We start from the raw sequence: 16,124 nt of genomic DNA, 5'->3' as shown, positions 1-16,124 counted from the left end.
CTCCTCCCCGCGCCCGTCGGCGGCAAGCAGGATGGGGCGCGGGGGCCTGGCGGCCTCCCGAACCGGCACTTCAGATGAACGTGGCATTTACGAGTAAACCTCCGGCTTGAGAATGCCCACGTAGGGGAGGTTGCGGTAGCGCTCGGCGAAATCGAGCCCGTAGCCCACCACGAACGCATCGGGGCAATGGGTTCCCACATACTTCGGGTTGATGGCGGCCTGCTTGCCCTCGATGTCCTTCCACAGGAAGGTCGCCACCTCGATGGAGGCGGGCTTGCGGCTGCTCAGGTTCTTCATGAGGTACTTGAGGGTGAGGCCCGAGTCGAGGATGTCCTCGACGATGAGCACGTCGCGACCCTTGATGTCCATATCGAGGTCCTTGACGATGCGCACCACGCCCGAGCTCTTGGCCTTGTCGCCGTAGCTCGAGACGGCCATGAAGTCGATGGCGAGCGGCACGTCGATGGCGCGCATGAGGTCGCCCATGAACACGACAGCACCGCGCAGGACGGCGATGAGCACCAGGTCCTTGCCCTGGTAGTCGCGGGAGATCTCCTCGCCCATGCGCTTCACGATGGAGGCGATGGCCTCCTGGTCGAACAATACGGTCTCGACATCCGGATGTAGCGCGCTCGTTTCGCTCATAGCTGACCTTCCTGCTCGTTCGCTTGTGCCCTGCACCGCGCCTGTGGCCTAGACGGCATCGACGCGGCGAATAACCAATTTTACCAGCACCCTGCTTGCGGCCGTGCACTTAAAGCGGTCGTCGAGGCGAATTCCGCCAACCCACACAACGGATGCGCCGGGTGCCGTGCGCACCACCGGGACCTGGGCGCGCTCCGCCACGGGGACCTGCTCCTCGCCCAGGATGTCCGAGACCTTCTTGGTGCGGCCGTGCATCCCTAGGGGGCACATGAGGTCGCCGGGCGCGGGGGCGTCGACCCACAGGCGCGCGCCGAGGGCCTCGGCCGGCACGCCGGACCCGCCCTCCTTGAGGCGCACGGCGTCCGCGTCCGCGTAGCCGAGGGCCGCCGCGTCCACGAGCACGGTCCGCGTCACCGCATCGTCCGCGGCGGCAAGCGAGCGGGCCAGCGCCACCGCGTCGCCGCCTGCAGGGACCCGCTCGAGCGACGCCTCGAGCACCGCCCCGTTGGCGAGCGGCATGCGGCCGGGCACCGTGAGCCATCCCGCCACGAGCTCCTCGCGCGCCACGGCGGTGCGCAGCGAGAGCGCGCCGAACTCCATGCGCGCGTCGATCCCCGCCGGCAGGGTGAGCGACCCCGAGCCCGCGGCCACGCAGGCGAGCACCGCCTCGACGTGCCTCATCTCGAGGCGCGCCTCGGGGTCGAGCTGCTTCACGGCGAGCCTGACCATGCGGCGCGCGATGGCGACCTCGGCCGCGGCGAGACGGGCGCCGTCGAGCACCATGAGCCCCTCGGCGCTGCGGCGCGTGCAGGCGCGCAGGGCCGTAGCGGCGAGCTGCGACATGAAGGCGTCCTCGTCGCCCAGGATGTCGCAGGAGGCCGAGACCACGTGCGCGAGGTTCGCGTTGCGCTCGGCGGCGACCGGCACCACCCGGTGCCGTACGAAGTTCCTGAGGTAGGCCGTGTCGCCGTTCGTCGCGTCCTCGCGCCAGCCCACGCCGGCGACCTCGAGGTAGCGGCAGAGCTCCTCATGCGTCCGGTCGATGAGCGGGCGGACGATGATGTTGCGGCGGCGCGGGATGCTCGAGAGGCCCGCGAGCCCCGAGCCCTTGATGGCGTTCATGAAGAAGGTCTCGGTGCGGTCGCTCGCCGTGTGCGCCGTCGCGATGCGCGCCGCCGACCGCGGGCAGCCGCGCTCCGCGCAGAGCTCGCGCACATAGCGCCGGGCCGCGGCGTAGCGGGCCTCACGGGCGGCAGCCTCGAGGTTCTGCCCGCCCAGGTCGGTGAACGAGGCATGGACCACGCAGACCGGCACGCCGAAGCGCACGCAGAGCTCGCGGACGAAGCGCTCGTCCCCATCTGACTCCGCTCCGCGGAGATGGTGGTTCACGTGGAGCACGCAGATCCGCTCCCGAGCGATGCGCGCGAGCCCCATCCCGTCGCCGATGTCGAGCTTCGAGGTGCACGCCATGACGAGCAGGGCCGTCGAGTCCGCGCCGCCGGATACCATGAGCACGACCGGGCCGGCCGGCGCTTCCGGCCGCTGCGCGCGGGCGGCCGCCCGGCTCAGGGTATAGCGCTGTGCTACCGTAGGCACGTGGACCTCCTTACCGGGACCGAGCGAGAGGCGATGTAGGTGGAAGCAGACAAGACCATGCGGCGCGAGGAGCCTCGCGCGGCACTCCCCCATTGTACCCAGCTCCACCTGCATATCCTAGGCAGCGGTTCCAAGGGCAACTGCGCGCTGGTCGAGGGACCCTGCGGCCTCATCATGATCGACGCCGGCTTCTCGCGCCGCGAGACGCTGCGCCGCATGCACGAGCTCGACCTCGACGAGGGCCGCGTCGTCGCCCTCCTCATCACGCACGAGCACGGCGACCATGTGAAGGGCGCGAGCGTCTGGTGCAAGCGCTTCGACGGGACGCTCCATGCGAGCCTGGGCACGCCGGCCACGCGCGACGCCCTCGCCGAGCTGCCCTTCGAGGAGTTCCCGCCCGGGGCCGCGATCGAGGTCGCCGGCGTGCGGGTGCAGACGTTTCCCACCCTGCACGACGTGCTGAATCCGGTGGGGTTCCGTTTCGACTGCGGCGGGGACGCCATCGGATTTGCCACCGATACCGGCGCGCTGACGCCGGGCGCCCTGCGCTACCTGCGCGACGCGCGCATCCTCGCGCTCGAGAGCAACCACGACGTACCCATGCTCCGCACCGGGTCCTATCCGCGCTACCTGCAGGACCGCATCATCTCGGAGCGCGGCCACCTCTCGAACGCGCAGGCCGCCGAGGCGCTCCCGGAGCTGGTGACCGAGCGCACCGAGCAGCTCGTCGCGATGCACATCTCGCAGGAGAACAACCGGCCGAGCCTCGCCGTGCGGGCCTGGGCCGAGGCGCTCGGCGCCCAGCTCGACGACGAGCTCGGGTCCTCGGCGACGCTCGCCCGCGACGGCGCCCCTGCCGTGCACATCCGCGCCGCCGGCCAGAACCGCCCCATCACGATCTGGTAGGCGGCCGCCGGCAGCCGGCGCCAAGCGTCCGCCCGCGGCTTCATCTGCATGACGAAAAAGGGGCCGCCGGCCTGAGCCGGCGACCCCTTCGGTCACATGCCGCGCTGTTTGCGAGTCGGTTGCGGGCGCACCTAGTCGATGGCGACCTTGGTGACGTTCTTCTTCTCGACCATCTTGGGAACCGTGACGGTCAGCACGCCGTCGGCGAAGCGGGCGGACAGGCCCTCGCTCGAGGCGTCCTTGAGGTAGACGCCGCGGGTCGCGCTGTAGGAGGCGAACTCCTTCTGGAGGAAGTTCTTGTCCTTGTTCTCCTCGCTCTCCTCGACCTTGACGGCGATGGAGAGACGGCCCTCGTTGAGCTCGACGTCGATGTCGTCCTTGGTGGCGCCGGTGAGGTACGCCTTGATCTCGTAGCCGTCGCCCTTGTCCTCGACGTCCATGGGGAACGCGCTCGAGGAGAGCGGCGAGGAGGCGAAGTCCATCATGTCATCGAACGCATCGAGCAGGGCACTCGTGCTGGGACGGATACCGAAGACCGAACGGTAAGGAATCAGGCTTGCCATATGAATCACTCCTTCGTGATTGCCGCGCCCCGTACCCTGCGGGTCGCGGACTTCGTTGTTCGCTCTCAGTTATTCCCGCGGTGCAGGCATCTATTCAGCCGAATGGATATTTCCTAAGCGTCACATTATCATCAAATCTAAGTTCTTGAGACTTAGATTTGGCGTTGGCAACGCGTCTGACGCCTCAAGATGGCGCCCTCCCCCTCACATCTGTGCAACAGCCGTGGAAATCTGACTCATCCAGAAGATGAACCCGGCTGCAACCTGCGCGGCATCCAGTTTTAACAGTAAAATAAGCATACTTGCGCACCGTATGACTTCGAGTGGAGAACCTGATGGACGAGGACGGCCGGACGCCCTATAGCACGCGACCCGAGCGCGTGTCCCGCACGCCCTACCACCGGAGCACCCCCCATATCACCCAGGAGCCCATCACCGACGACGCCCTGCGCTACCGCCAGCGCGTGCATCCCGGCTCGTACCCCGCCACGGAGCAGCCGGGGCAGGTCCCCCAGCAGACGGCGCCGCGCCCGGGCAGGCGCCACATGGGCGTGGCGACGGCCGACCCGCAGTACCTCCCGCCCACGGGCCCCGCGCACCCCAGGCGCCAGCCCCAGCCCGGCGAGGAGGGCGAGCGGCCGCAGCTCCACTACGAGCGCTACCTGCAGACCCCCTCGGGGCACAAGTCGATCTTCATCTCGCGCCAGGAACGCGAGCGCCGGCGCGTGCACATCCTGGTCGTGCTGTTCATTGTCTTGCTCGTCGCACTCGCCGTCTGGCTTTTCTTCCTGAGCTAGGCCCGCTCCGGAACTGCCCGAGCTCGAAGAAAACCGCCTCCCCCATAACCGATTCTTAAGTTTTGTGACCTGTCTTATGAGGTCCTATCGCTGTCCTATACTTGCAGTATCCACTTTCTAGCGAAAGGAACGCCATGAGCAAGACCTACACCCTCGACGACCTCGCCCGCCTTGTCGACCACACCAACCTCCACGCCGACGCCACCGTGGCTGACATGGAGAAGCTCTGCGACGAGGCGAAGCGCTGCCACTTCAAGATGGTCGCCATCAACTCCGTCCAGTCCGCCCGCTGCTCTGAGTTCCTCGCCGGGACCGACATCCACACCGGCGCCGCGATCGGCTTCCCGCTGGGGCAGCAGTCCATCGCGGTAAAGGTCTTCGAGACCCGCGACGCCATCGAGAACGGCGCGACCGAGATCGACTACGTCGTGAACCTCACCGAGGTGAAGGCCGGCAACTGGGACTACATCGAGGACGAGATGCGCCAGATCGTCGAGGTGTGCCGTGCTGCGAGCGAGGGCCGCGACGAGGAGATCCCCTCCAAGGTCATCTTCGAGAACTGCCTGCTCACCGATGACGAGAAGATCAAGCTCTGCGAGGTCGCCAACAAGGTCAAGCCCACGTTCGTGAAGACGAGCACCGGCTTCTCCACGGGCGGCGCCACCGTCGAGGACGTCAAGCTCATGCGCGAGCACGTCGTGCCCGAGATCCAGGTCAAGGCCGCCGGCGGCATCCGCACCGCCGACACCTTCCTCGACATGGTCCGTGCCGGTGCCACGCGCATCGGCTGCAGCGCCGGCATCCCCATCATCGAGGAGCTCCGCCGCCGCTTCGAGGCGGACGGCGTCGACTCCATCGAGCTGTAGGCGTCCGAGGGCATGCGTCGCATCGCCGTAACCGGGGCGAACGGGTATCTCGCGAGCCTCGTCCAGCTCTACAACAAGGACCGGTTCGAGTTCGTGCGCGTGAGCCGCCGCGACGTCGACTACACCGACCTCGAAGCCGTGCGCGCCTACTTCGGCGCCCTCGACTTCGACATCATGTTCCACACCGCCGCGAACGCGACGACCGCCGACTGCGAGAACGACCCCGCAGGAACGCGCCGCGTGAACACCGAGGCCGCCATCGAGATCGCCCGCATCTGCCGCGAGCGCGGACGGCGCATGATCTTCATTTCGACCGAGCAGATCTTCAACGGCAAGACCGAGCCCGGCCCCTTCGCGGAGGACGCCGAGCCGGTGAGCGTCACCAACTACGGCATCCAGAAGGCCGAGGTCGACACCTGGATGCAAAAGAACATGGATGACTACCTGGTCCTGCGCTTCTCCTGGATGTTCGGCATGGCGCTGCCGCACGTGAAGCCCTCGCCCGGCATCGTGGGCAACGTCCTCCGCGCCCTTGCCACCGACACGCCGGCGCTCTTCACCGTGAACGAGAAGCGCTGCATGACCTACGCCCAGCACCTCGCCGACCAGTTCGGCGCCATTGCCGAGCTGCCGAGCGGCGTCTACCACTTCGCGAGCGACAACGACCTCACGACCTACGACGCCGCGCGCCTCGTCGCGGGCAAGCTCGTGGAGGCGGGCATCGCCACGCCCGAGCGGGTCGAGCGCTACATCCTCCCCAACACCGAGCGCTACGCCGACCGCTTCCGCGACTTCCGCCTGGACGCGGCGAAGATCCGCGCGGCGGGCATCGAGCTCGGCACGCTCGAGGAGGATGTCGACCGCTGCCTCGCCGACTTCGGCTGGAGGTAGCGCGCTCCATAGAGCGAAAAACCGGCTCCCATGTCGTCGACACGGGAGCCGGTCCGTTTCCGAGACTATAGTCGCGCGCTTAGCTCAGCAGCTTGCGGCCGTCCTCCTCGATGGCGGCGATGAGCGCATCGGCCGCCGCGGCGTCCGCGCCCTTGGCGAAGATGTAGAGCTTGATCTTGGGCTCGGTGCCCGAGGGGCGCACGATGGCCTTGTTGCCGCCCTCGAGGTCGAACTCGATGACGTTGGCCTTGGGCAGGCCGTTCACGCCGCCCTGGTAGTCCACCACGGCCTCGACCTTGCTGCCCGCGATCTCCGCGGGCGCAGTCTCGCGCAGGCCGGCCATGATGCCGGCCATCTTGGCGGCGCCATCGGCCCCGGGGTAGCTCAGCGAGACGGTCTTGTTGTGGTAGTAGCCGTACTTCTCGTACAGCGCGCGCATGGCCTGGACGAGGTTCAGCCCCTGCAGCTTGTAGTACTGCGCCATCTGGCAGATGAGCAGCGACGCGTTGACGGCGTCCTTGTCGCGCACGTGATCGCCCGAGAGGTAGCCGTAGGATTCCTCGAAGCCGAAGATGAAGCGGTCGACCTCGCCGGCGTCGGAGAGCCCGGTGATGATGTCACCGATGTACTTGAAGCCCGTGAGGCAGCGACGCAGCTCGAAGCCGTACTCATCGGCGAGCGCGTCGACCATCGCGGATGACACGATCGTGGTGACGGCGACCTTGTTCGAGAGGTCCTCGCCGCGCGCGGCGCGCATCTTGCAGATGTAGTCGAGCAGAAGCACGCCCATCTCGTTGCCGGTGAGCAGCGTGTAGTCGTCGCCGTCCTGGCAGGCGACGCCCACGCGGTCGGCGTCCGGGTCCGTGGCGAGGAGCAGGTCGGGCTGGACCTCCTGGCACAGGTCGATACCCTTCTGCATAGCCTCGCGGATCTCGGGGTTGGGATACGGGCAGGTGGGGAAGTCGCCGTCCGGGTCCTTCTGCTCGGGCACGACGGTGATGTCGGTGATGCCGGCCTTATTCAAGACCGTGGTCACCGGGATGAGGCCGGTACCGTTGAGCGGGGTGTACACGAGCTTGAGCGGGGCGCCGGCGACCTCGTCATCGGTGAGGTTGGAGACCGAGCACTTGAGGACGGCCTCGTAGTAGGCGTCGAGCACCTCGTCGTCGATCCACTTGATGAGGCCCTGCGCCACGGCCTCGTCGAAGTCCATGGTCTTGATGTCGTGGAACGGGTCGGTTGCGACCATGGCGGCGCCGATGGCGTCGGCGGCCTCGGAGGTGATCTGGCAGCCGTCCGGGCCGTAGGCCTTGTAGCCGTTATAGGGCGCCGGGTTGTGCGAGGCGGTCATGCAGATGCCGCCCGAGCACTTGAGGTAGCGCGTGGCCCAGGACAGGGTGGGCACCGGCGAGATCTTGGGGTACACGTAGGCGACCACGCCGTTCGCGGCGAGGATCGCTGCCGTCGTCTTGACGAAGAGCTCGCCCTTGTTGCGCGAGTCGCGCGCGATGGCGACCGTAGGGTTCTCGAACGTGGCGTTGAGGTAGTTCGCGAAGCCCTGGGTGGCACGGCCGACCGTGTAGATGTTCATCCGGTTGGTGCCCGCCCCGATGGTGCCGCGCAGACCGGCGGTGCCGAAGGCGAGATCCTGGAAGAACGCATCGGTGATGGCGTTCTCGTCGCCGGACTCCTTCAGGGCCTTGAGCTCTGCGAGCAGCTCGTCATCCTTGACGTTCTCGATCCAGAGGTCGAGGAGCTCATGTACATCTGCCATAGCAATGCCTTCCTTTCGAGCCGTGCAGGCCGCACCGTCTAGCGAAACGGCAGCAGCCATCGGACGCAGACGCGCCTATTTAGCAAAATCATACGGCAAGATGCCTTGGCGCAACCCTACGCGCCGGCGAACGCGCAGGATTGCAGGGCGGCGGCGCAGGCGCATGGAAAAGGGGCGACCCGAAGGCCGCCCCCAAATGCCGGTTATGCCGAGCCGTCACGCCATTGGTTCTCACTATCGGGTCGTTTGCACCGCGTTTCCGCAGGATCGCCGAAACAAAGGTGCCGAATGTGAGAGCAAACGAGAAACCCCCTTCCGGTAGGCCTACGCCAGAAGGCCCGTCCACACGCCCAGAAGCGCCACGGCGATCGTGATGAGCAGGATGGCGGTCGAGCTCATGCCCTTCTTGAGGCAGCCGAACATGGCGAGCACGTAGAGCAGCGGCAGCAGCGACGGGAAGATCTGGTCGATGTAGTCCTGGATCGCGAACGTCGTCTCGCCGAGCGTCACGGCGAGCGGCGTGGAGAACGAGACCATGCTCGCGCTCATGCCGCCGATGACCGTAAGGCCCACGATGGTGGCGCCCTTGCTGATCATCTGCAGCGTGGAGCTCGCGCGGGCGCCCTCGAGCAGGCTCGCGCCGGAACGGTAGCCGAGCGAGGTGAGCACGTAGCGCACGACGAGATGGACCACGTTGAAGATCACGAGGAACAGGATCGGGCCCATGATGCTGCCCTGCTGGGCGAGCGAGATGCCGATGCCGCTCGCGATGATGCGGAAGGTGCCCTGGAACAGCGAGTCGCCGATGCCCGCGAACGGACCCATGAGGCCGACCTTCACGTTGTTGATGATCGAGCGGTCGAAGTCGGGGTTCTCGCTGGCCTCCTTCTCCATCGCCGCGGAGATGCCGGTGATGGCGGTCACCACGTGCGGCGTGGTGTTGAAGATGGCCATGTGGCGCACGAGAGCGTCGGCCTGCTCCTCTTTGGTCTTGTAGAACCGCTTGATGGCGGGCCACATGGCGATGGCGTAGCCGAGCGCCTGCTGTCGCTCGTAGTTATAGCAGTTCTCGAGGGTGAACGAGTTCCAGAACAGTTCGCGGATAAGCTTCTTCTCGTCCGCGGCGAGAGCAGTCTTCTCAGTCATCGAACAGATCATCCTCCTCGGTGCTCGAGGCGGCGGCAGCGACGGGAGCCGCGCTTCCGCGCTCATAGACGGCTACGAAGGCGAACACGACACCGATGATCGTGATGGCCATGGTGGGCAGGCCCAGATAGGCGGCGAGCACGAAGCCCAAGATGAAGTAGATGCAGTTGCGCGTTCCCATCATGGGCTGCAGCAGCAGCGCGAAGCCCACGGCGGGGATCATGTTGCCGGCGAGCGTGAGGCCGTTCATGATCACGTCGGGGATGCTGTCGACGAACGCGGAGACAGCGGGCGCGCCCACGAGGATGGCGACGAAGCCCACCGCGAAGTACATCAGGCACTGCAGCAGGAGGCCACCCCAGTTGAGCAGGATGAGCCCGCGGATGTTGGCGTCCTTGGCGAGCTGCATAGCGAAATCCATGAACCAGCTGCGGACGATGAAGATCGCGACCTTAATCGACTGGGCGAGGATCGAGATCGGCAGCGCGAGGGCAAGTGCGGTCTCGGCACCCTCGCCGGCGAGGATGGCGAACGCCGTGCCGAGGCCGGCACCCACGATGACATCGGGCGGGACGGCGGCACCGATCTGCATGGCGCCCATGAACACGAGCTCGAGCGAGGCGCCCGTGAGCAGGCCCGTGTTGAGGTCGCCGAGCGCGATGCCGATAAGCGGCGCCACGACCAGCGGACGCATCACCATGCAGGTGCCGCCCACCTTCTCGACGAACCAGGTCAGCCCCATGATAAGGCCGACGACTAACGCTTCGTACATCTTCAGCTCTCCTTTCTTTGCCTTGCGCTAGGCAGCCGTGAACTTGGAACGCAGCTGCGCGTAGTCGTGCGCGGCGGTCGAGGGCACCTCCTGCACCTCGATGGTGTAGCCGCGGTCGGCGATGTCGTCGAGCGCCGCGATGTCGTCCGCGTTGACGTAGACGTTGCGCGAGAACATCGTGCGACCCTCGGCGGACTGCATGCCGCCCAGGTTGACGGCCGGCTTCTCGTCGATCATCGTGAGCAGGCTCGAAACCGTCGCCGGGTCCGGGCAGATTACGAAGACCTTCATGGCCTCGAGGCGCGGGTTGCGCAGCAGCTCCGCTGCGCCCTCCACCGTGCGCACCGCCAGGCGCACCCCCTCCGGGCAGCACATCTTGATCACCTGCTTGCGCATGGGATCGTTTGCCGCCGCATCGCTCGCGATCACGATCGCGTCGAAGCCCAATGCGGACTTCCAGCTGAACGCGACCTGGCCGTGAAGCAGGCGGTCGTCGATACGGATCTTCTGGATCATGCTTGTCCCTCCCTCTTCCTTTCCGATTCGACCGATATGACTTGAAGGGGCACCCGGCACATCCGGTACCGGGCGCTACGCTAGAGCGTCTTTTTGATATAGCCGTCCATCGTCGCGTTCACGCGGCGCTTGAGGTCGCGGCCCCGCGCCGTCGCATAGCAGTATGCAAGCACCTGGCCGAAGGTCAGGTATGCGAGCGCACCGAAGGTGCCGTTCGCCTCGGTGAGCGCGAAGTCTCGACGGCCTTCCGCGATGTCGCCCACGAGCGCGCAGAACCCGATCTCGTGGTCGAGGAACGCCGCGATGGCCCGGGCCTTGTCGGCATCTTCCGCACCCCGCGCGAAGATGAAGAAGGCCCCGTTCGCGTCGAACTCGTTCTGCGGGCCGTGGATGATCTCCTCGAGCTCGTAGCTGCGCGTGATGATGGGGACCATCTCCATGGCCTTGATGTCGGCCTCGCGCGCGACGGCATAGAGGTCGTTGGCGCCCGCGAACATGAGGTAGCTCTTGCGAAGCAGCGAGAAGCGATGGTCCTCGAACCACATGCACGCCCGCTCGCGGATATCATCGAGGGTACCGGCGGCGTCCACGAGCTGGCCGTCGAGGGCGGCGAGCTCCCGCTCATCGAGGCTGCCCCGGGCGGCGGCGAGCGCCATGGCCACCTGCCAGCAGCTCACGATCGAGGTGGAGACGCCGATGGTGCGATAGACGTATTCCTCATCCCCGCAGCCCATCTCGATGGCGGCGTCGGCGGCACGCGCAATCGGCGCACCGAGCTTCGCGGTGATCGAGCACGTCGGGCATCCTGCGGCGCGAACCTTCTCCAAGCCCTTGAACACGAGCTTGGTCGACCCGCCCTGGCTGATGAACACATAGAGGTCGCGGTCGTTGATGGTCGTCCGGTACGAGAGCTGGTTGGGATAGAGCGCCGAGGCCTCGATGCCCACGCGGTCACAGAACGGCAGCGCCGCGAGCGCACTGTTGTATGAGGAACCGCTGCCCACGAACACGATGCGCTCGGGGCAGCGCTCGGTGCCCAGGGATGCCAGCAGCCGCGAAAGCGGTGCCGTGCGGTCTTCGCGCCGGCACGCCATGGCGCGGGTCGCCTCGGGTATCCGCGCGATGGTATCGAGCATGGTTCCCATGTGTTCCCCTCTCCCTTGTGCACCGTGCTCGCTTGAGCGATAACGGCCACAAATCCTGCGCTGTAAACCTTATGATATGGTGAACATATCCCGAACCTCTTTGTGCTTCAGCCTAAAATGTCTACCTCGTCCATCGGGAGGAACCATGGCCGTCAGCCTCAAGCGCCTCTGCGAGCTCTGTCCCGACCTCGAGCTTCTCGCCGGCGCGGACGGTGTCCCCAACACTCCCGTCCGCTGGATGCACACGGTGGAGACCGAGGAGGTCGCCAGCTTCCTGAGGGGCCAGGAGCTCGTCTTCATCACCGGATCCGGCATCGGGGGCCCCGATCAGCTCGCCCCACTCGTAGAGTCCATCTACGACGAGTTCGCGAGCGCCGTCGTGGTCAACACCGGCCCCTACATCTCCCGGGTTCCCGAGGACGTCGTGGCATTCTGCGATACCCACGACTTTCCCCTCTTCCAAATCCCCTGGTCGGTCCACATCCCCGATATCATGTACACCTTCAGCCGCGAGATCATCGATCACGAACGATGGGCATCGCAGGTGGCCACCTCGCTTCGAGGCATCATCCAATATCCCGACCAGGCAGAGCTGCACGCCCACACACTCCGACAGGAGGGGGTCACGTACGGAGGTCCCTATCGGGTCGCGGTCTTCCACCTTGAGGGCATCCTTCCGGGCTCGGCACGCGATGATCAGATGCGGGCCGTCCGGCGCATGGTCGAAAACGAACTGGCCGCCAACGAGTGGAAGGCCATCCCGCTCGAGATCTCGGGGCGCTACGCGCTCGTCTTTCCTCAAGAGGGCACCAGCGCCGCGCACGAGATGCTCGAGCGGATCGTGACATCCTGCAACACGCTCCTGTTCAACAGCGCGACCATCTGCTGCGCTTTGGGTGGCCGCGTCGAGCGCCTGACCGACCTCTCGAAGAGCTTCAGGCAGGCGCTGGACATCTCCCTGCTGCAAGGCTCGCACAGCGCCGCCGTGCCCGTCGCGGACTACGACACCATGGGGGCGTTTCGCCTGCTTCTCGGTCTCGACGACATGGGGGTACTGGCCGATTATCACGCCTCGACGCTCAAACCCCTCGAGGAGCACGACCGCCATGAGGGCACCGAGTTCACCGAGCTCTTGCGCCTCTACCTCGCCCATGGCGGCAGCATCAAAGCGGTTGCCGAGGAGCTCTACGTGCACCGCAACACCGTCGGCTACCGCATCGAGCATATCGAGCGCATCCTGGGGCGCGACCTGTCCGACTTCACATCCCGCGAGGAACTGAGCCTCGCCTTCCACGTGCGCGACATACTCCGCGCGCACGCGGATCCCGCCCTGCTCGAATCGTAGCGGGTGAAAATCTCGACGCCGCCGCCCGACAATTCGCATTTGTCGCCTAGGCGCAGGGCGAGCGCGCACGGGTGCCGCGCCCCGGCATCTACGCCACCGTGTTACAATAGCGCTCACGGGCCGTTAGCTCAGCTGGCAGAGCAGGGGACTTTTAATCCCAAGGTCTAGGGTTCGAACCCCTAACGGCCCACCCCGAAGACGCCCGCGGGCCGTGCACGCAAGGTGCCGGCCCGTTTTGCAATGCAGAAACGTTACGATGGCCAACGCCCGCGCATCATGGACGCGGCACAGGGGCCCCTATCCCTACTCCCAGCTCCACTGGCCGTTCACGAACACCGGGACCTCGGTGCCGTCGGCCATGATGCCGGTCACGGTAAGGTCGTCCGCCCCGATCATGAAGTCGACGTGCGTGCTCGACGTGTTCACGCCGCGCTCGCGCAGCTCCTCGGGCGAGAGGTCGTAGCCGCCATCGTAGCACTCCGGGAACCCGATGCCGAGCGCCAGGTGGCAGCTCGCGTTCTCGTCGTAGAGGGTGTCGAAGAACAGCGTCTCGCTCTCGCGGATGGGGGTGTTCTTGGAGATGAGCGCGACCTCGCCTAGGCGGCGCGCCCCCTCATCGGTCTCGATGATGCTGCGGAGTGTCTCGAGCCCCTGCTCGGCACCGTAGTCGACCACGCGACCGCCCTCGAAGCGCAGCCAGAACCGGTTCACCTTGTTGCCGTGGTGGATGAGCGGCATCGTCGAGTACACGATGCCCTCGGCGCGCAGGCGGTCCGGTGAGGTGAAGACCTCCTCCGTGGGGATGTTGGGGAAGAACTCGTGGCCGTCGGGCGTCTCGCACTTGCCGCCCGCCCAGATGTGCCGGTCGGCGAGGCCGACGGTGAGCTCGGTGCCGTTCGCCGACTCGTAGCGCAGCGCGTCGAAGTGGCGCTCGTTCAGAAAGCGCAGGTTCTTCTCGAACGTCGCGTCATGGAGCTCCCAGTCGCTCTCGGGGTCGGTGCCGTCGGCACGGGCGGCCGCGAGAATCTCGCACCAGAGCTTGTAGACGGCGACCTCGTCGGGCACGCGCGGGAACACCTGGCGCGCCCAGGCGGCAACCGGCGCGCCGGCGATGCACCAGGGGTTGAGGTTGAAGTCGAGCCCGCGGCGGAAGACGGCGCATTGGGTGTTGCGCGCCTTCGAGGCGGCGGCGGGCTTGGCCGGGTCGATACCGGCAAGCGCCTCGGGGTCGGCGCCCTCAAGGAAGATGAAGCAGGCCCCGGCCTCGGCGAGCGAGTCGAGCTGCAGGCGCTGCCAGGCAGGCGTCTCCTCGAACCATGACACGTCGACGTTCTCGTAGGTCAGGCGCGAGACGGCGTCGTCGCCCCAGATGACGGTCACGTGCCCGGCGCCGGCGCGGTAGGCCTCGGCGACCAGCGTGCGCACGAACGCCGCCGACTCGACCGGGGCCTGGATCGCGACCTCCTGCCCCGGCTTGACGTTCACGCCCTTGCGGACGATGAGCTGGGCGTAGCGCTCGATGGCGGGCGCTATGGCCTGCATGCCGGCCTGTGCGTCCTCAACGGTCAGGGCCGCCTTGATCATAGCTGCTCCCTAGTGGCGCGAGCGATGGTTCTTCTTGGGGCCGCGCTTGCGGGGCGCCTCGGCCTCCTCGGCGGGAGCCTCGTCCTTGGCGGCCTTCTTCTCCGCGCGCTTGCGCTCGTCCTCCTTGGCGGACTCCTCCAGCACGTCGAGGACCTTGCGATCGGTCATGCCGGCGACGGTCGCCTTGTAGTAGTTGCGGATGGGGCGGATCGCCACGAGGTCGTAGATGAAGCCGCCGATCACCGCGGCGTAGGCGATGATGATGCCACCGAACTGGACGACCGGGCTCTGGCCGATCGTGGGAGAGAAGGACATGAGCAGCCACACAGCGAGGGCGACGACCATGCCCACGATGACGAGCGCCCAGAAGATGTAGCGCTTCTTGTTGTACTCGTCGTCGCGCTTCATGAGGATGTTGGCCGCGGACATCATGCGGTCCTCGCGCAGGCGCATCTCCTGCTTGCGGGCCTTCTTCTCCTCCTTGGACAAGCCCTCGAGCGACTCGCCCTGCTGCAGCTCGCGGCGGCGCTCCTTCGACGTGGCGGGCACCACGCGCACCGAGCTGGCCGCGGCGCGGGCCGGCTTGGCGGACGAGGCGGACCTGCGGGCCGCCCCGGTGTACTCATGGTTCTGCGTACGCTTGTTGTTGGCGCTACGGATGCTCACTTATGCGTTCTCCTTCATGCTTGCGAACTCGGTGCCGGTGATGATCTGGTACGCCTCGCGGTAGCGCGCGGACGTGCCCTCGACGACCTCAGCCGGCAGGTGCGGCGCGTCGCCGGTCATGTCCCAGTTGGCGCGCAGCCAGTCGCGAACATACTGTTTGTCGTAGCTCGGCTGGACCTTGCCCTCCTCGTAGGAGTCGGCGGGCCAGAAGCGGCTCGAGTCGGGGGTCAGGCACTCGTCGATGAGGGTGACCTTGCCGTCGATGATGCCGAACTCGAACTTGGTGTCGGCGATGATGATGCCGCGGGTCGCCGCGTAGTCGCTCGCGGCGGTGTAGATCTTGAGCGAGAGGTCGCGGATCTGCTCGGCCACGTCGGCGCCCACGAGCTCGACCGTGCGGTCGAACGAGATGTTCTCGTCATGGTCGCCGATCGCGGCCTTGGTGGACGGCGTGAAGATGGGCTCGGGGAGCTTCGAGGCCTCGACGAGGCCGGCGGGCAGCTTGATGCCGCACACGGTGCCGTCAGCGTCGTAGGTCTTCTTGCCCGAGCCGGTGAGGTACCCGCGTACGATGCACTCGATCATGATGGGCTCGGCGCGGCGCACGAGCATGGAGCGGCCGGCGAGGTAGTCGCGGTACTCGGCGAACTCCGCGGGGAAGTCGGCAACGTCGATGCTCACAAGGTGGTTTGGCACCAGGTCGGCGAACTTCTCGAACCAGAAGGCCGAGATGCGGTTGAGTACCTCGCCCTTGAACGGGATCTCGTCGGGCAGGATGTAGTCGAACGCGGAGATGCGGTCGGTCGCGACCATGAGCAGGTTGTCGCCTGCCTGGTAGATATCGCGAACCTTGCCGTGCGAGTCGGGGCGGCGTTCCATGTGGGCCACGAGAGTCAACTCCTCTATCCGATA

The 16,124-nt window shown here is 66.5% G+C and carries 16 protein-coding genes and 1 tRNA gene; 6 read left to right on the top strand and 11 right to left on the bottom strand.

The window, feature by feature from the left end:
* Positions 1 to 87: 87 nt before the first annotated feature.
* Complete coding sequence (gene hpt, locus FS885_RS03815) at positions 88 to 645, bottom strand: hypoxanthine phosphoribosyltransferase (RefSeq protein WP_144743676.1); 558 nt, start codon at positions 643 to 645, stop codon at positions 88 to 90.
* A gap of 48 nt (positions 646 to 693) precedes the next feature.
* The gene (gene tilS, locus FS885_RS03810; protein ID WP_246060757.1) at positions 694 to 2,241 is read right to left on the bottom strand and encodes a tRNA lysidine(34) synthetase TilS; all 1,548 of its coding nucleotides are present in this window, start codon (positions 2,239 to 2,241) and stop codon (positions 694 to 696) included.
* 57 nt (positions 2,242 to 2,298) lie between these two features.
* Between tilS and FS885_RS03805 the strand changes: the two genes are divergently transcribed.
* Positions 2,299 to 3,147, top strand: coding sequence for an MBL fold metallo-hydrolase (locus tag FS885_RS03805; RefSeq protein ID WP_144743712.1), 849 nt, complete (start codon positions 2,299 to 2,301; stop codon positions 3,145 to 3,147).
* 131 nt (positions 3,148 to 3,278) lie between these two features.
* On the opposite strand, the gene FS885_RS03800 is transcribed toward FS885_RS03805, so the two are convergent.
* Complete coding sequence (locus FS885_RS03800; RefSeq protein WP_144743675.1) at positions 3,279 to 3,710, bottom strand: Hsp20/alpha crystallin family protein; 432 nt, start codon at positions 3,708 to 3,710, stop codon at positions 3,279 to 3,281.
* Between the two features lie 335 nt (positions 3,711 to 4,045).
* Here FS885_RS03800 and FS885_RS03795 point away from each other — a divergent pair, with 335 nt between their 5' ends.
* The 3 genes from FS885_RS03795 to FS885_RS03785 all read left to right on the top strand — a co-directional run bounded on the left by FS885_RS03795 (position 4,046) and on the right by FS885_RS03785 (position 6,264).
* Positions 4,046 to 4,507 (top strand): hypothetical protein, encoded by a 462-nt coding sequence (locus tag FS885_RS03795; protein WP_144743674.1) that lies wholly within the window; start codon positions 4,046 to 4,048, stop codon positions 4,505 to 4,507.
* Positions 4,508 to 4,641: 134 nt separating this feature from the next.
* A complete protein-coding gene (gene deoC, locus FS885_RS03790) occupies positions 4,642 to 5,373 on the top strand; it encodes a deoxyribose-phosphate aldolase (RefSeq protein WP_144743673.1) in 732 nt (243 codons plus the stop codon).
* A 12-nt stretch (positions 5,374 to 5,385) separates the two neighbouring features.
* Positions 5,386 to 6,264 (top strand): SDR family oxidoreductase, encoded by an 879-nt coding sequence (locus FS885_RS03785; RefSeq protein WP_144743672.1) that lies wholly within the window; start codon positions 5,386 to 5,388, stop codon positions 6,262 to 6,264.
* A gap of 79 nt (positions 6,265 to 6,343) precedes the next feature.
* Here the strand turns inward: FS885_RS03785 and FS885_RS03780 are convergent, their stop codons facing one another.
* The 5 genes from FS885_RS03780 to FS885_RS03760 all read right to left on the bottom strand — a co-directional run bounded on the left by FS885_RS03780 (position 6,344) and on the right by FS885_RS03760 (position 11,617).
* Positions 6,344 to 8,038 carry a phospho-sugar mutase gene (locus FS885_RS03780; protein WP_144743671.1) on the bottom strand — a complete coding sequence of 565 codons (1,695 nt, stop codon included), beginning with the start codon at positions 8,036 to 8,038 and terminating at the stop codon, positions 6,344 to 6,346.
* 324 nt (positions 8,039 to 8,362) lie between these two features.
* Positions 8,363 to 9,184 (bottom strand): PTS system mannose/fructose/sorbose family transporter subunit IID, encoded by an 822-nt coding sequence (locus tag FS885_RS03775; RefSeq protein WP_144743670.1) that lies wholly within the window; start codon positions 9,182 to 9,184, stop codon positions 8,363 to 8,365.
* Positions 9,177 to 9,956, bottom strand: coding sequence for a PTS mannose/fructose/sorbose/N-acetylgalactosamine transporter subunit IIC (locus FS885_RS03770; RefSeq protein WP_144743669.1), 780 nt, complete (start codon positions 9,954 to 9,956; stop codon positions 9,177 to 9,179). Before FS885_RS03770 ends, FS885_RS03775 begins: the two co-directional genes overlap by 8 nt.
* Before the next feature lie 27 nt (positions 9,957 to 9,983).
* Complete coding sequence (locus FS885_RS03765; RefSeq protein WP_144743668.1) at positions 9,984 to 10,472, bottom strand: PTS sugar transporter subunit IIB; 489 nt, start codon at positions 10,470 to 10,472, stop codon at positions 9,984 to 9,986.
* 80 nt (positions 10,473 to 10,552) lie between these two features.
* The gene (locus FS885_RS03760) at positions 10,553 to 11,617 is read right to left on the bottom strand and encodes an SIS domain-containing protein (protein WP_144743667.1); all 1,065 of its coding nucleotides are present in this window, start codon (positions 11,615 to 11,617) and stop codon (positions 10,553 to 10,555) included.
* Positions 11,618 to 11,762: 145 nt separating this feature from the next.
* Between FS885_RS03760 and FS885_RS03755 the strand changes: the two genes are divergently transcribed.
* Positions 11,763 to 12,962 (top strand): PucR family transcriptional regulator, encoded by a 1,200-nt coding sequence (locus tag FS885_RS03755; RefSeq protein ID WP_186365771.1) that lies wholly within the window; start codon positions 11,763 to 11,765, stop codon positions 12,960 to 12,962.
* Between the two features lie 117 nt (positions 12,963 to 13,079).
* Positions 13,080 to 13,152 (top strand) — tRNA-Lys (locus FS885_RS03750).
* Between the two features lie 113 nt (positions 13,153 to 13,265).
* Here FS885_RS03750 and FS885_RS03745 read toward each other — a convergent pair.
* The 3 genes from FS885_RS03745 to FS885_RS03735 are packed head-to-tail and all read right to left on the bottom strand — an operon-like array spanning position 13,266 to position 16,091.
* Positions 13,266 to 14,546 carry an aminopeptidase gene (locus FS885_RS03745; RefSeq protein ID WP_144743665.1) on the bottom strand — a complete coding sequence of 427 codons (1,281 nt, stop codon included), beginning with the start codon at positions 14,544 to 14,546 and terminating at the stop codon, positions 13,266 to 13,268.
* 9 nt (positions 14,547 to 14,555) lie between these two features.
* Positions 14,556 to 15,212, bottom strand: coding sequence for a hypothetical protein (locus FS885_RS03740; RefSeq protein WP_186365770.1), 657 nt, complete (start codon positions 15,210 to 15,212; stop codon positions 14,556 to 14,558).
* Positions 15,213 to 16,091 carry a phosphoribosylaminoimidazolesuccinocarboxamide synthase gene (locus tag FS885_RS03735; RefSeq protein ID WP_144743711.1) on the bottom strand — a complete coding sequence of 293 codons (879 nt, stop codon included), beginning with the start codon at positions 16,089 to 16,091 and terminating at the stop codon, positions 15,213 to 15,215. It abuts the gene before it with no gap.
* Positions 16,092 to 16,124: the final 33 nt, after the last annotated feature.

Origin of the sequence: Enorma burkinafasonensis, assembly GCF_902150035.1 — a bacterium.
Taxonomy (GTDB): domain Bacteria; phylum Actinomycetota; class Coriobacteriia; order Coriobacteriales; family Coriobacteriaceae; genus Enorma; species Enorma burkinafasonensis.
This window is presented reverse-complemented; position numbering and strand designations above follow the sequence as displayed.

Bases quoted from the DNA above. Each gene is read 5' to 3' on its own strand.
- FS885_RS03805 (WP_144743712.1), top strand. From the start codon at position 2,299: ATGCGGCGCGAGGAGCCTCGCGCGGCACTCCCCCATTGTACCCAGCTC.
- FS885_RS03775 (WP_144743670.1), bottom strand. From the start codon at position 9,184: ATGACTGAGAAGACTGCTCTCGCCGCGGACGAGAAGAAGCTTATCCGC.
- FS885_RS03800 (WP_144743675.1), bottom strand. From the start codon at position 3,710: ATGGCAAGCCTGATTCCTTACCGTTCGGTCTTCGGTATCCGTCCCAGC.
- FS885_RS03735 (WP_144743711.1), bottom strand. From the start codon at position 16,091: ATGGAACGCCGCCCCGACTCGCACGGCAAGGTTCGCGATATCTACCAG.
- FS885_RS03765 (WP_144743668.1), bottom strand. From the start codon at position 10,472: ATGATCCAGAAGATCCGTATCGACGACCGCCTGCTTCACGGCCAGGTC.
- FS885_RS03785 (WP_144743672.1), top strand. From the start codon at position 5,386: ATGCGTCGCATCGCCGTAACCGGGGCGAACGGGTATCTCGCGAGCCTC.
- FS885_RS03770 (WP_144743669.1), bottom strand. From the start codon at position 9,956: ATGTACGAAGCGTTAGTCGTCGGCCTTATCATGGGGCTGACCTGGTTC.
- FS885_RS03745 (WP_144743665.1), bottom strand. From the start codon at position 14,546: ATGATCAAGGCGGCCCTGACCGTTGAGGACGCACAGGCCGGCATGCAG.
- FS885_RS03795 (WP_144743674.1), top strand. From the start codon at position 4,046: ATGGACGAGGACGGCCGGACGCCCTATAGCACGCGACCCGAGCGCGTG.
- hpt (WP_144743676.1), bottom strand. From the start codon at position 645: ATGAGCGAAACGAGCGCGCTACATCCGGATGTCGAGACCGTATTGTTC.
- FS885_RS03760 (WP_144743667.1), bottom strand. From the start codon at position 11,617: ATGGGAACCATGCTCGATACCATCGCGCGGATACCCGAGGCGACCCGC.
- deoC (WP_144743673.1), top strand. From the start codon at position 4,642: ATGAGCAAGACCTACACCCTCGACGACCTCGCCCGCCTTGTCGACCAC.
- FS885_RS03755 (WP_186365771.1), top strand. From the start codon at position 11,763: ATGGCCGTCAGCCTCAAGCGCCTCTGCGAGCTCTGTCCCGACCTCGAG.
- FS885_RS03780 (WP_144743671.1), bottom strand. From the start codon at position 8,038: ATGGCAGATGTACATGAGCTCCTCGACCTCTGGATCGAGAACGTCAAG.